Raw genomic sequence first — 13,618 nt, 5'->3', positions numbered from 1 at the left:
AAATGGATAACGCTCTTGAATTCCTGCTTGAACAGGCAAAAAGCAAAGAAGATAAAGCGCTAATGGCGCTTGGCAAAGCTCGCAGTGAGTTAGAAGGCTATTATCATCAGCTTAGACAGATTGAGCAGTATCGGCTCGACTACTGTCAACAACTTGTATCTAGAGGACAGTCGGGGCTCACGGCTAGTCAGTACGGACACTTAAACCGTTTCTTGACCCAACTTGATGAAACGTTATCTAAGCAGCGTCAGGCAGAGCAGCACTTTAAATCTCAGGTTGATAGCTGTGAATCTTATTGGATGGATGTTCGTAAGCAGCGTCGTTCTTATGAGTGGCTAATTGAGAAAAAACAGACTGAGCGTCAACGATTACAAGAGAAACGCGACCAAAAGATGATGGATGAGTTTTCAACTCTGAGCTTTAATCGACGTCGAACGAATTCACTTTAATTCCTCGATATATCCCTTCTGCGGTTGGCTCGCTTTTTGCAATTCTCTATACAATTTTAACGCGAATAGATGTGCAGCCCTTTGTAGCAGGACAATTTCAGTCCTAAGCGGCAAAGGTTTGCAGTGACAAAGGCGAGTGTGCTGTTTATGAATGTCAATTTAACTCCTTCAATAGAGACTTCGAAAGTCACCAACGTGACTAAGTCTGCGTCTTCGCAAGACTTAGTGAGTGGTGAAAGCGGAGAGTCCAAAGGCTTTTTGGACAGACTGGCTTCACTGCTGCTTGGTAAAAACGATGCTTCCACGAGCACTGGTGATTCTAGTGCTGCCAAAGATGGCAAGTCTGTAGAAAACTCAGAAGTGAAAGCGACCAGTACAGATGAACTTCTTAGCCAGAGCGATGAAGGGGAAGACTCAAGCGTAAAAGCTGAGTCAGACGCTGACATTTCATCAAAAGCGAAAGTGGTTGCCGAAGAAGAGAGTGTAGAAATTCCAGATACACTTAAACGCTTTGTTGCGTCAGAAGAGGCTGAACATGCTGAGTTAAAAGCCAAAACAGCGAAAGCAATGGATGATGGCGATAAGATTTTAGGCCGTTTGCAAGAGGCTAATCAGACACTGGTTAAAACTGATGGCAAAGCTTTGCCACATGAGAAAGAGAGTGACCTTCCCGTAAAACCGATCAAAGCGGAAAAGGTTCAGGTTGGGAAAGAGATTAGTAGTGATGACGAGCTTGCACAAGAGCAAGTTGCGCATCTCAACGTGTCTCAGCAGTCTCAACAGTCTCAAGTGAAACCAATGCACTCCGAGCAGCAGAAGCTAGCCCTTGAGCAAGAGCCACATCAGCAAGATAAAGCGCAATTGCAACCGCTGAATCAGGCAGCATTGAATCAGTCGAGTGAGAGCATTGACCCACTAACGGCATCAGTGAAAAACGCAAAAGACTTACAAGCGTTAAGTGAAAGTGAACAGGCTGCAATCCTAGCTAAACAGCCTAAGTTCCCAGAAGCAAGCGCACAGAGTCAAGACGCAAGCCAAGAAGCGCTAGCGTCAATGACGCCTGCAGCTATTCCATGGGGAAATGCAAATGCTGAAAAAGCAGCTGTAATGGGTGAGTCGCTAGTAGCTGAAGCCAATAACGCAGTAAATAGCTTAGACGGCAAAGTACAACCGAAAGCAGCGGCGCACGTAGCTACATCTCAACAGCTTCCTCAAGGTGCACAGGTACCTCAAGCAACGCTGAATCAAGCGGATAAAGCGATGCTGGCGCAGTCGCAATTACCTCAACATGCCGAAGCGCAAGCACAGTTACAGCAAGTTACTAATGCTCAAGCTAACCCTATGTTAGCGGGTAGTATGGCAAACCAGATTGACCCTATGGTGAATCAAGCGGCACTCAAAGCCGGAATTGGCGCGAAAGCACTGAGTTCGTTGATGGATGGCAATAAACGAACGGAAGGTTCAGCAGACGCTCATCTAGCGCAACAACTTTCAGCCGCGGCAGGTCAGCAAGGTCTTAATGGTCCTCAAGCTTTGCGCAGCGAGCCATTACAAGCAGCTCAACAAAATATGCCTTTGCAGCTATCTCGCGGAGATATGGCAGCAGAGCAGATGGCTGAACGTGTTCAAGTGATGCTATCTAAAAACTTGAAAAACATCGATATTCGTCTCGATCCACCAGAGCTCGGACGTATGCATATTCGTATGAATATGAATGGCGATGGCGCAACCGTTCATTTTACTGTTGCGAACCAACAAGCTCGTGATGCACTTGAACAATCAATGCCGAGACTGCGTGAAATGTTGAATAACCAAGGTGTACAACTTGGCGACACCTCGGTTCAGCAACAAAGTTCAGGTCAGCAACAACGTTATGCAGCAAGCGGCGATGGTTCAGGTGGTCAATCTGCGAGCGGTGATCAGCGTCAAAGTGAAGAAAACCTTGATACAAACGTCAAACTTGATTTGAATGTGGCAGCAAAGCGTGATGGAATCAGTTATTACGCTTAAACTAAGTAAATCTTAATTAAAAAATAACAACATAGAGAACGTTATGGCTGTTGAAGAACTCCCAGCAGAAGAACCAAAAGGAAAGAAGAAACTACTGATCATCATTATTGCCGTCGTCGTGTTATTAATTGGCGGTGGTGCAGCCTTCTTTTTCATGGGGTCAGACGATTCAGCTCAAGATAGTGAAGTGAGTGCTAACCAAGCACCAACTCAGGTTGAGCCGGTTTCTTACGTGAATATTGCTCAGCCATTCGTATTTAACGTGACTGGTGACACCCGTAATCGCGTTGTGCAGATTAAAGTACAGTTAATGGTGAGAGGCAGTGACAACGACAGTTTGGCTCGTTACCACTCACCTTTAATTGAAAGTACGTTGCTTGCAACCTTTGCTTCGGCAACGGTGGAGCAATTACGAGAAGCAACAGGGCGTATTGAATTACGTGATAAAGCGACCGACGACATAAAAGCTGCGATGACAAAGGTGGTCGGAAAGCCTGTCATTGAACGCGTGTTGTTTACAGATTTTGTAATGCAGTAGGTGAAGTGTGACCGATCTATTAAGCCAAGACGAAATTGATGCGCTACTCCACGGGGTAGATAGCGTTGACGAAGTAGAAGAAAATCTCGATTCTTCGGATGAGAGTGCGATCTCGTTCGACTTCTCGTCACAAGATCGTATTGTCCGTGGTCGAATGCCAACGCTTGAGCTGATCAACGAACGTTTTGCTCGTCATATGCGTATTAGCTTGTTCAACATGTTGCGAAAAACCGCCGAAGTATCGATTAACGGCGTGCAGATGATGAAGTTCGGCGAATATCAAAACACACTTTATGTTCCAACCAGCTTGAACATGGTTCGCTTCCGTCCTTTAAAAGGAACGGCCTTGGTAACCATGGAAGCTCGCCTTGTTTTCATCTTGGTAGAAAACTTCTTTGGTGGCGATGGCCGTTATCATGCGCGTATCGAAGGTCGTGAGTTTACGCCGACTGAGCGTCGTGTTACTCAACTACTACTGAAAATCGTCTTTGGAGACTACAAAGAAGCATGGTCTCCAGTGATGGGGGTTGAGTTTGAATATTTGGACTCTGAAGTGAACCCAAGTATGGCGAACATTGTGAGCCCGACTGAAGTGATTGTCGTGAGTTCGTTCCATATTGAAGTTGATGGCGGTGGCGGTGATTTCCACGTCGTTATGCCTTACTCAATGGTTGAACCTATTCGTGAACTGTTGGATGCCGGTGTTCAGTCTGACAAGATGGAAACCGACGTTCGTTGGAGCTCAGCACTACGTGAAGAGATCATGGATGTGCCGGTTAACTTCCGCGTTAACTTATTAGAACAAGATATCGCGCTGCGCGATCTCATGGAGCTTCAAGCAGGGGACATCATCCCAATTAAAATGCCTGAACACGCCATTATGTTTGTTGAAGAATTGCCAACCTACCGCGTCAAAATGGGACGTTCCGGTGAGAAAATGGCAGTTCAGATTTCAGAGAAAATTAGACGTCCTGATGTGGTCAAAACCGACCTCGCATTCCTTGGCAAAGACATAATTGCTGAGATTGATGATGAGGAAGATGAAGACGACGAAGAGTTGATTGATTAAGGAAATAGGTAGCCTAGATGTCAAAAACAGATGATCAAAAGCTTGCAGATGAGTGGGCAGCAGCCCTTGGCGAAGATCCAAATGCGCCAGATATTGATGTTGATGAAATTTTAGCAGCACCTTTGGATGAGTTAAAAGACACTACTTCACCAATCACAGATGATGAACGTCGTAAGCTTGATACCATCATGGACATTCCTGTGACCATCTCAATGGAAGTAGGGCGTTCAAAAATCAGTATCCGTAACTTATTGCAACTTAACCAAGGTTCGGTCGTTGAGCTTGACCGTATTGCGGGCGAGTCATTGGATGTGATGGTTAACGGTACTTTGATCGCTCACGGTGAAGTGGTTGTGGTCAACGATAAATTTGGTATTCGTTTAACTGACGTTATCAGCCAAACAGAACGTATTAAGAAATTGAGATAACATTATGCGTCATTTCATAATGTTATCTTTGGTTGCCAGCCCAGCGCTGGCAGCTCAAAGCGACCAATTCGATATAGCGACTACATTAGGGTCGCTATTGTTCGTTATAGCCATCATCATTGGTATGGCTTGGTTACTTAAACGAATGCGAGTTCCTGCATTTGGTCAGCAAAAAGGCTTGAGCGTTGTGCGCCAATTACCGATTGGCACTAAAGAGCGTTTGATGATAGTACAAGCGGGAGAGGAGCAGTTTCTGATTGGCGTTACCGCTCAGTCAGTAAATTTGATCTCTAAATTGGAAACTCCATTGACTCAGGAGGAGCTAGAGTCGGTACCATTTTCTAACACTTTGACTCAGCTGTTAAAAAAGAATGATAAAAACACACCTGTTTGATGTTTTGCGCAATGTATGGACTCGCCTAGCGCTCATTGTCTGGGTGAGTGCATTAGTCTTTACGCCACTAGCTTACGCGCAACAAGAGCTGGAAACCCCTATCCCTTCAAATGCTACCGGAGCGCAGAATGTCACTGTGACCGCGATGCAAAAAGACCAAGGTGCATCGCGTACCGTTGCTATGGGTAGCAGCAGTGGTGGTGCGGGCATTCCTGCTTTTACCATGACGACCAATCCGGACGGCAGTGAAGATTACTCAATAAACTTACAGATTTTAGCCTTAATGACCATGCTGGGCTTTTTGCCTGCCATGGTTATTTTGATGACGTCATTTACCCGAATAGTGGTTGTGATGTCGATACTTCGACAAGCGATGGGCTTACAACAAACGCCATCAAACCAAGTTATTATTGGTATCGCGATATTTTTGACCTTCTTTATCATGTCACCTGTGATTAATAAGATTAATGAAGAAGCGGTGCAGCCTTATCTTAACGAACAGATGACGGCGAGAGAGGCGTTTGATACGGCGCAAATTCCAATGAAGGACTTTATGCTCAAGCAAACACGAGTCAAAGATTTGGAAACGTTCGTTAATATCTCAGGTTCTGATGCTCAGAACCCAGAAGATGTTTCAATGGCGGTGCTCATACCCGCGTTTATTACTTCTGAATTGAAGACAGCCTTCCAAATCGGTTTCATGCTGTTTTTACCGTTTTTGATTATCGACCTTGTTGTGGCATCAGTATTGATGGCAATGGGTATGATGATGTTGTCACCGATGATTGTATCGCTGCCATTTAAATTGATGTTGTTTGTGTTAGTTGATGGATGGAACTTGATTCTGTCCACGCTCGCCGGCAGCTTTGCGTTGTAGCGGGGGAGAATCATGACTCCAGAAGTATTCGTTGAACTCTTCCGCGATGCATTGTGGATGGTACTCATCATGGTGTGTGCCATCATTATTCCAAGTTTGCTGGTGGGTTTGATTGTTGCGATTTTCCAAGCCGCTACGTCCATCAACGAACAGACGCTCAGCTTTTTGCCGCGTCTTATTGTCACACTGCTGGCTCTGATGGCGTTTGCCCATTGGATGGTGCAAATGCAGATGGACTTCTTCTATTCCATGATTGAACGCCTGCCTCAGGTTCTGTACTAGGGAGCAAGCATGGAGTACCCAACTAGCGTCGTCCTCGATTTTATCGCCAATTATTTTTGGCCGTATACTCGCATCTCAGCCATGCTGATGGTGATGACGGTAACGGGTGCTCGATTCGTTTCGGCTCGTATCCGACTCTATTTCGGTTTAGCGCTAACCCTAGCGCTGATGCCAGCCATTCCTGCCGTGCCAGAAGATATTGAACTGGTATCTCTGCAAGGTTTCATCATCACTTTAGAACAGTTGGTCATAGGCGTTTCGATGGGAATGGTTACACAGTTCATTATCCAAACCTTCGTAATGCTTGGTCAGATATTGGGTATGCAGTCGAGCTTGGGCTTCGCTTCTATGGTTGATCCAGCAAACGGTCAGAACACGCCGCTACTTGGTCAGCTATTTATGTTCTTGGCGACGATGTTTTTCTTAGCCAGTGATGGTCATTTAAAGATGATTCAGTTATTGGCATTCAGTTTTAAAAGTTTACCCATCGGCGGGCAAGGACTGACGAATGTTGATTTCCGTGAAATGGCACTGTGGTTCAGTACTATATTTAAAGTGGCTCTAAGTATGTCTCTGTCCGGCATCATCGCACTTCTCACGGTGAACTTGTCGTTTGGTGTTATGACTCGTGCTGCGCCTCAGTTAAACATCTTCTCTCTGGGTTTTGCGTTTGCATTGATGGTTGGTTTGTTACTTTGCTGGTTTATTATCAGCGGTCTATATACCCACTATGAACTCTATTGGTTGCAAGGCGAGCAACAGGTTTGCAGCCTCATCCGGTTGGATTGTTAGCTTTATGGCTGTAGGAGGCTGAGTTGGCAGAATCAGACGGTCAAGAAAGGACCGAAGAAGCCACGCCCCGAAGGCTGCAACAGGCCAAAGAAAAAGGTCAGGTTGCGCGTTCGAAGGAGCTGGCTTCTGTATCCGTATTAGTCGTTGGTGCTGTTTCTCTGATGTGGTTCGGAGATGCGTTAGCGAGCGGGCTTTTTGCCTCCATGCGCCGTCTCTTCAGTTTGAGCCGAGAGGAAATTTTCGATCTTGAAAAACTGTTTGATATCGCCTCATCTGCGTTAGTTAATCTACTTCTTCCGCTTCTGTTGGTTCTGATTACGTTGTTCATTGCTGCTTTTATTGGTGCGGCAGGTGTCGGCGGTATGAACTTTTCGATGGAAGCTGCAATGCCAAAATTTTCGAAATTGAATCCATTAAGTGGCTTCAAGCGAATGTTTGGTTTGCAAAGCTGGGTTGAGCTTATCAAATCCATTCTCAAGGTTTCTTTGGTCGCGGGCGTTGCATTTGCATTGATTAACAAATCAAAGCACGATTTATTTCAGCTCAGTTTAGATGTGTTTCCACAGAACATATTCCATGCGTTAGATATCTTGCTTAACTTCGTTTTGCTGATCAGTTGTTCTTTGTTGGTGGTTGTCGCGATTGATATTCCGTTCCAAATTTGGCAACACGCGAACCAGCTAAAAATGACCAAGCAAGAAGTCAAAGATGAATACAAAGATACGGAAGGTAAACCGGAAGTTAAAGGCCGTATTCGGATGCTGCAACGTGAAGCGGCTCAGCGCCGAATGATGGCAGAAGTACCACAAGCTGACGTTATCATTACCAACCCAGATCACTTCTCAGTGGCTCTTCGATACAAGCAAAACACGGATAGAGCGCCAGTGGTTATCGCTAAAGGTGTTGACCATATGGCCCTGAAAATTCGTGAAGTGGCGAGAGAGCATAACATTATGATTGTTCCTGCTCCGCCTTTAGCCCGTGCGCTTTACCACACGACTGAGTTAGAGCAGCAAATTCCAGACGGATTGTTTGTCGCTGTAGCGCAGGTTCTGGCGTACATCTTCCAGCTCAAACAATATCGTCGTAAAGGTGGGCAGCGTCCAATTCTGCAAGAAGAGAAGATGCCAATACCACCAGATATGCGTTACTAGCGGGATAAGCAGTTGAGCTGGAAAGTGAATGGATAAAGCTTAACAGTGCATTCGAGACGTCGTATACGATTTAAAACCGGGGCATTATTGCCTTCGTTTCTCTGTTACACTTTATCCATTGACACTCTTTGAGTTATTTCTCAGGGATGGAAATCAAAACTAACAGAGCTCCGTCACCACCAAACTCTAATGGTGCCTGATGGAAGGCCATTACATCTGGGTGTTGAGCTAACCAAAGCGGTACTTTTTGCTTCAAAATGTGTTTGCCGATGCCATGTTGCACACAAGCGATATGAACATTCTCTTTTACGCAATAAGCGACCATAGCACCTAATTCGCGTTTGGCTTCTTGCTGAGTCATGCCGTGCATATCTAAGAACACATCCGGCACATAGACACCACGACGTAGTTTTTTCACTTCATATTTAGAAACATCATCACGAGCGTAGCGGGTTGGACCTTCTTCGCTGAGTAGCGGTACGAACTCGTCAGAGAAATAAAAGTTACTGTCGCTTGCCTCACGTGAGCCTCTGATGATTTCTTTTTGTTTAGCATTTCTGTTTGGCTGCTGGACTATGGTATCCTGCGTTAACTTTTTTACGCCCTTTACTGCATCGCGAAACATTGCAAAATCGTCGTCAGCGTCTAAATAATCATTGTCGTTGAAATCGGTGTCTTTTTTGCTCATTAGGATTGGATAATCTGTAACTAATCAATATTCGCAGTATTGTAGCGCTTTTCGGAGGCAATTTTGGATAAGATTTTTGTAGAAGAAGCCGTTTCGGAACTTCACACCCTTCAGGACATGATTCGTTGGACTGTTAGCCGTTTTAATGCTGCCAATTTATTTTATGGTCATGGAACGGATAATGCGTGGGATGAAGCGGTGCAACTTGTGCTGCCAACCCTATATCTACCAATCGATGTGCCTCCTCATGCTCTGAACTCTCGTCTAACGTCTAGTGAGCGTTTACGTGTTGTTGAACGTGTTATTGCACGTATTAAAGATCGCACTCCTACCGCTTATTTAACCAATAAAGCGTGGTTCTGTGGTTTAGAGTTTTTCGTTGATGAACGTGTGCTTGTGCCTCGTTCACCAATCGGTGAACTGATTCAAGCGCAATTCTCACCTTGGTTAGTTGAAGAACCAACTCGCATTATGGATCTGTGTACCGGTAGTGGCTGTATTGCGATTGCCTGTGCGTATGCTTTCCCTGACGCTGAAGTGGATGCGATTGATATTTCAACGGACGCACTAGCAGTCGCGGAGCAAAATATTCAGGATCATGGTCTGGAGCAACAAGTGTTCCCAATTCGTTCTGATCTGTTCCGTGATTTACCAGAATCGCAATACGACATTATCGTGACTAACCCACCGTATGTGGATCAGGAAGATATGGACAGCCTGCCTGAAGAGTTCAAGCATGAACCTGCTTTAGGCCTTGCTGCTGGTACTGATGGTTTGAAACTGGCTCGTCGTATTCTTGCTAATGCGCCACGTTACCTGTCAGAAAACGGCATCCTGATTTGTGAAGTGGGCAACTCTATGATTCATATGATAGATCAGTATCCACATATCCCATTCACTTGGTTAGAGTTTGAAAATGGTGGTCATGGTGTGTTCATGTTAACGCGTCAGCAATTGCTGGATTGCGCGCAAGACTTCGCACTTTATATCGATTAATTTCGAACACTCGCAAAGCGCCGACCTTAGTGTCGGCGTTTTCATTTTTAGCAGATTATTTTTGTCCAAATTGATGCAGTTAAGGGCTTTACATCAAAACGTAATAAAGCCACTATGAATCCACGAAGAATAGCTATCAGTATGTTGGAAGTGGTTCGTTCTCATTTTCACCACACGAGTTTGAGGAAGTAATGGCAGGAAACAGTATCGGACAACATTTCCGAGTAACCACATTCGGAGAAAGTCACGGTATCGCACTAGGATGTATCGTAGACGGATGCCCACCGGGACTAGAAATTAGCGAGGCGGATTTACAACTCGATCTAGACCGTCGTCGCCCGGGAACATCGCGCTATACCACTGCGCGTCGTGAACCGGATGAAGTGAAGATTCTTTCTGGGGTTTTTGAAGGTAAAACCACAGGTACGTCTATCGGTTTACTGATTGAAAACACCGATCAGCGTTCAAAAGACTATTCCGATATCAAAGACAAATTCCGTCCTGGGCACGCCGATTATACCTACCATCAGAAATACGGTATCCGCGATTATCGTGGCGGCGGTCGTTCATCGGCACGTGAAACGGCAATGCGTGTTGCTGCTGGTGGTATTGCGAAGAAATACCTAAAACAAGAGTTTGGCGTTGAAATCCGAGCTTACTTGTCACAAATGGGTGATATCTCGATTGATAAAGTGGATTGGAATGAAATCGAAAACAACGCTTTCTTCTGCCCAGATGTCGACAAAGTAGATGCGTTTGATCAGCTTATCCGTGACCTGAAAAAAGAAGGCGACTCTATCGGTGCCAAAATTCAGGTGGTAGCAACCAATCTTCCTGTTGGATTAGGTGAACCAGTATTTGATCGTTTAGATGCAGACATCGCACATGCCTTGATGAGCATTAACGCGGTGAAAGGTGTTGAAATCGGTGATGGTTTTGATGTTGTGAATCAACGTGGCAGTGAGCACCGCGATCCACTGACTCCTGAAGGTTTCAGGAGCAACCATGCTGGCGGTATCTTAGGTGGTATTTCAACTGGTCAAGATATTGTGGCAAATATTGCACTTAAACCAACATCGAGCATTACTGTGCCGGGTGACACTATTACCCGCACTGGTGAACCGACGCAGCTTATTACTAAAGGTCGCCACGACCCATGTGTTGGTATTCGCGCAGTACCAATCGCGGAAGCGATGTTAGCGATTGTGTTGATGGATCATCTGTTACGTCATCGTGGTCAAAACCACGGTGTGACAACAGAGACACCACACATCTAATCTCGGATTTATGAATTAAAAACGCCCTCAAGTGAGGGCGTTTTCTTTTGTCTCGAATAAAACTAACGCTCGAAAGCTATCTAGAACTTATGAATAGAGTTATCAGGAATTAGTGAATAGAGCTTTCGGTTTCAAGGTGGAATGAAGGCAGACGCCACTTAAACCTTACCGCAGCCATACGCAGCACGTAACCAACGACCAAAGTGATGATTGTGCTGGTGACGTCGTTTACCCCAAATTTTAATAATGCTAAATAGAGTATCGAGGCGACTAGGGCGACAGAAGCATACAACTCATCATGCAAAACTAGTGGCTGCTGACGACAGATAAGATCGCGTAATAGACCTCCGAATACTCCTGTGACCAAAGCCGAAACCACACAAATCACTTCATGCAGACCCATGCTCATCGCTACTTTTGTTCCTATGATGCTAAACACAATCAGGCCAAGCGCATCTAAGCGGATGAAAAGCCCTTTAAGTTTGATTACCCATTTATAAATGCCAGTTGTCACCACACCTGCAACGCAAGTGATGACTAAAAACTCAGGATTTTTAACCCAACCTAGTGGGTAGTGTCCCAATAGAATATCTCGCACAGTGCCACCACCGATGGCAGTTGCACTTGATACCAACATGACGCCAAACCAATCCATTTTTTTACGACCCGCACTGAGTGCACCTGTCATGGCTTCTGCGGTAATTCCGATAATATACAAAACGCTAAGGAGCATAGTCTTAGACCTATAAATGAGTGTTGGATAAGTGAGGGCGCTAAGAAAGGTGCGCAGTGTAGTATCAGAATTATCTGAATACGACAGCTTTTTGGTGTTTTGACATCAGTTTTACAGATAAATAAAACTAATACGCGATTTCCTACACTTTACCTCAGGGCAAAAAGCCGCGAAAATGCACCCGCTATCCATGTATTTAATATTATCCATTTATTAAGCATTGCCCATTTACCCTTTTATCCATTTACATATGGCCCTATAAGACAAAGTTGTTATGTCTCACCAATACACTGATTTGATCGACATCTTTAACCAGACCTTTTTTAAGTCGTTTAACACCAAGCTGGAGTTAGGCGGAGATGAGCCTATCTATTTACCAGCAGATGAAACGGTGGCTCACCATAGAATTATCTTCGCTCGAGGCTTCTATGCTTCTGCTCTGCATGAGATTGCTCATTGGTGTGTAGCAGGTCCTGAGCGACGTTTGATCGAGGATTTTGGTTACTGGTATCATCCTGATGGCCGCTCAGAGCAAGTTCAGGCGGAGTTCGAGAAAGTTGAGATCCGTCCTCAAGCTTACGAGTGGATATTGTCGCGCAGTGCAGGGTTTCCTTTTACGGTGAGTTGTGACAACCTTAGCGGCGATTTTGAACCAGACCGTCTGGCATTCATGGCGAAAGTTCATCAAGAAGTGTTGAGTATTTTGCTACATGGGTTACCTGAACGAGTGAAAATGCTTTCACAAGCGCTACAGTCGTTTTATCAGACACCAGAATTAACTGCCGAACAGTTTGAGATTAAATAGAATTTCGCAATTAAACGGCAGTGAGAAACCAGATAACTAGGCATTCATAGACATGATTATTGAATTTGAAGAAAAACTTTTAGAGCTGATTGATGCACGTATTGCGACGGCGTCTGATGATGAATTATTTGCTGGTGGCTATTTACGTGGACATATCTCATTGTCTGCTGCTGCGTGTGAAGAAGACGGTATTGAAGATATCGCTGAGCTAAAAGTTCGTATTGAGAAAAGCTTAGAAGATGCTCGCACCGAGTTAACTCCGGCAGACCGTATTATTGTTTCAGACTTATGGAACGAGTTAGCGAACCAAGCGTAAACAATAATTAGAAAGTAAAAGATCAAAAATGGCAGCGATAACGCTGCTATTTTTTTTGTGATAATTTTTTATGAGATGTTATTCATATTTAATCTTATTCAAAATTTTTGAATGATCCCATGCAATTATTCTGCTTGTTGGTGGTGTGTACAAATATTAATCTAGCTACATCGAAACAGCACACAGGATTATCATCATGAAAGTTATCGCATTCGGAGCAAGCACTAGCTCAACGTCTATTAACAAAGCATTGGCAACTTATACAGCAAATTTGATTGATGGTGCTGAAGTGCAAGTGTTAGATATCAACAACTACCACGTTCCAATGTACAGCGAAGATCTAGAAAAAGAGATTGGTCAAGCAGAAGGCGCATTAGGTTTTCTACGTGATTTAGCACAAGCTGACGCTTTTGTTATCTCTTTCGCAGAGCACAATGGCCACTATCCAGCAGCATATAAAAACTTGTTCGACTGGGCGACTCGTATCGACCGCGAAGTGTTTAAAAACAAACCTGCTGTTTATCTAGCAACTTCACCGGGCCCTGGTGGTGCAACATCTGTGTTGGCAGCAGCTTCTGGCTCTGCGGCATATTTTGGTGGCAACGTGAAAGCAACGGTTTCAGTACCAAGCTTCTACGATAACTTTGATTTAGCAGCTGGCGTTGTAACAAACGAAACAGTGGCAGCTCAACTTAAAGATGCCGTTGCGAAAATCGCAGCTTAATCTCAAATAGCGCATCCATTAAAAAGCCTCGCAATTGCGAGGCTTTGTTGTTTTTATCCCGAAGCCACCTTCTGTGAAGATGGTGA

The 13,618-nt window shown here is 44.8% G+C and carries 17 protein-coding genes; 15 read left to right on the top strand and 2 right to left on the bottom strand.

Annotation, left to right across the window (positions count from 1 at the left end; all coding sequences use genetic code 11):
- Nucleotides 1–2: 2 nt before the first annotated feature.
- From fliJ to flhB, 10 genes are all read left to right on the top strand, one after another.
- Nucleotides 3–449: a flagellar export protein FliJ gene (fliJ, locus tag ACOSVQ_RS04615; protein ID WP_491981394.1), complete on the top strand. Its 447-nt coding sequence runs from the start codon at nucleotides 3–5 to the stop codon at nucleotides 447–449.
- Nucleotides 450–596: 147 nt separating this feature from the next.
- Nucleotides 597–2,459: a flagellar hook-length control protein FliK gene (locus ACOSVQ_RS04610; RefSeq protein WP_491981393.1), complete on the top strand. Its 1,863-nt coding sequence runs from the start codon at nucleotides 597–599 to the stop codon at nucleotides 2,457–2,459.
- 43 nt (nucleotides 2,460–2,502) lie between these two features.
- The gene (fliL, locus tag ACOSVQ_RS04605) at nucleotides 2,503–2,997 is read left to right on the top strand and encodes a flagellar basal body-associated protein FliL (protein ID WP_491981392.1); all 495 of its coding nucleotides are present in this window, start codon (nucleotides 2,503–2,505) and stop codon (nucleotides 2,995–2,997) included.
- 7 nt (nucleotides 2,998–3,004) lie between these two features.
- Nucleotides 3,005–4,066 (top strand): flagellar motor switch protein FliM, encoded by a 1,062-nt coding sequence (fliM, locus tag ACOSVQ_RS04600; protein ID WP_491981391.1) that lies wholly within the window; start codon nucleotides 3,005–3,007, stop codon nucleotides 4,064–4,066.
- 17 nt (nucleotides 4,067–4,083) lie between these two features.
- Nucleotides 4,084–4,494, top strand: a complete 411-nt coding sequence (fliN, locus tag ACOSVQ_RS04595; RefSeq protein ID WP_102940848.1) for a flagellar motor switch protein FliN — start codon at nucleotides 4,084–4,086, stop codon at nucleotides 4,492–4,494.
- Nucleotides 4,495–4,498: 4 nt separating this feature from the next.
- Entirely contained in the window at nucleotides 4,499–4,888 is a 390-nt protein-coding gene (gene fliO, locus ACOSVQ_RS04590) for a flagellar biosynthetic protein FliO (protein WP_491981390.1), read from the top strand.
- Entirely contained in the window at nucleotides 4,866–5,765 is a 900-nt protein-coding gene (gene fliP, locus ACOSVQ_RS04585) for a flagellar type III secretion system pore protein FliP (RefSeq protein WP_491981389.1), read from the top strand. Before fliO ends, fliP begins: the two co-directional genes overlap by 23 nt.
- Before the next feature lie 12 nt (nucleotides 5,766–5,777).
- Complete coding sequence (fliQ, locus tag ACOSVQ_RS04580; RefSeq protein ID WP_416922908.1) at nucleotides 5,778–6,047, top strand: flagellar biosynthesis protein FliQ; 270 nt, start codon at nucleotides 5,778–5,780, stop codon at nucleotides 6,045–6,047.
- Between the two features lie 9 nt (nucleotides 6,048–6,056).
- The gene (gene fliR / locus ACOSVQ_RS04575) at nucleotides 6,057–6,839 is read left to right on the top strand and encodes a flagellar biosynthetic protein FliR (RefSeq protein WP_491981388.1); all 783 of its coding nucleotides are present in this window, start codon (nucleotides 6,057–6,059) and stop codon (nucleotides 6,837–6,839) included.
- Nucleotides 6,840–6,862: 23 nt separating this feature from the next.
- Nucleotides 6,863–7,993, top strand: a complete 1,131-nt coding sequence (gene flhB, locus ACOSVQ_RS04570) for a flagellar biosynthesis protein FlhB (protein ID WP_491981387.1) — start codon at nucleotides 6,863–6,865, stop codon at nucleotides 7,991–7,993.
- Nucleotides 7,994–8,126: 133 nt separating this feature from the next.
- Here the strand turns inward: flhB and smrB are convergent, their stop codons facing one another.
- Complete coding sequence (smrB, locus tag ACOSVQ_RS04565; RefSeq protein ID WP_491981386.1) at nucleotides 8,127–8,681, bottom strand: endonuclease SmrB; 555 nt, start codon at nucleotides 8,679–8,681, stop codon at nucleotides 8,127–8,129.
- A gap of 63 nt (nucleotides 8,682–8,744) precedes the next feature.
- Between smrB and prmB the strand changes: the two genes are divergently transcribed.
- Nucleotides 8,745–9,677, top strand: coding sequence for a 50S ribosomal protein L3 N(5)-glutamine methyltransferase (gene prmB / locus ACOSVQ_RS04560; protein WP_491981385.1), 933 nt, complete (start codon nucleotides 8,745–8,747; stop codon nucleotides 9,675–9,677).
- 191 nt (nucleotides 9,678–9,868) lie between these two features.
- A complete protein-coding gene (gene aroC, locus ACOSVQ_RS04555; RefSeq protein ID WP_491981384.1) occupies nucleotides 9,869–10,954 on the top strand; it encodes a chorismate synthase in 1,086 nt (361 codons plus the stop codon).
- Nucleotides 10,955–11,063: 109 nt separating this feature from the next.
- On the opposite strand, the gene ACOSVQ_RS04550 is transcribed toward aroC, so the two are convergent.
- Nucleotides 11,064–11,687 (bottom strand): trimeric intracellular cation channel family protein, encoded by a 624-nt coding sequence (locus ACOSVQ_RS04550; protein ID WP_491981383.1) that lies wholly within the window; start codon nucleotides 11,685–11,687, stop codon nucleotides 11,064–11,066.
- Nucleotides 11,688–11,961: 274 nt separating this feature from the next.
- Here ACOSVQ_RS04550 and ACOSVQ_RS04545 point away from each other — a divergent pair, with 274 nt between their 5' ends.
- The 3 genes from ACOSVQ_RS04545 (at nucleotide 11,962) to ACOSVQ_RS04535 (ending at nucleotide 13,532) form a co-directional block, all read left to right on the top strand.
- On the top strand, nucleotides 11,962–12,492 hold the full coding sequence (locus ACOSVQ_RS04545; RefSeq protein ID WP_491981382.1) for an elongation factor P hydroxylase: 531 nt from the start codon (nucleotides 11,962–11,964) through the stop codon (nucleotides 12,490–12,492).
- A gap of 52 nt (nucleotides 12,493–12,544) precedes the next feature.
- The gene (locus ACOSVQ_RS04540; protein ID WP_165311974.1) at nucleotides 12,545–12,808 is read left to right on the top strand and encodes a YfcL family protein; all 264 of its coding nucleotides are present in this window, start codon (nucleotides 12,545–12,547) and stop codon (nucleotides 12,806–12,808) included.
- A gap of 196 nt (nucleotides 12,809–13,004) precedes the next feature.
- Nucleotides 13,005–13,532, top strand: a complete 528-nt coding sequence (locus tag ACOSVQ_RS04535; protein ID WP_165311973.1) for an NADPH-dependent FMN reductase — start codon at nucleotides 13,005–13,007, stop codon at nucleotides 13,530–13,532.
- Nucleotides 13,533–13,618 lie beyond the last annotated feature (86 nt).

This window comes from Vibrio sp. HM8-C, assembly GCF_058630515.1.
This window is presented reverse-complemented; position numbering and strand designations above follow the sequence as displayed.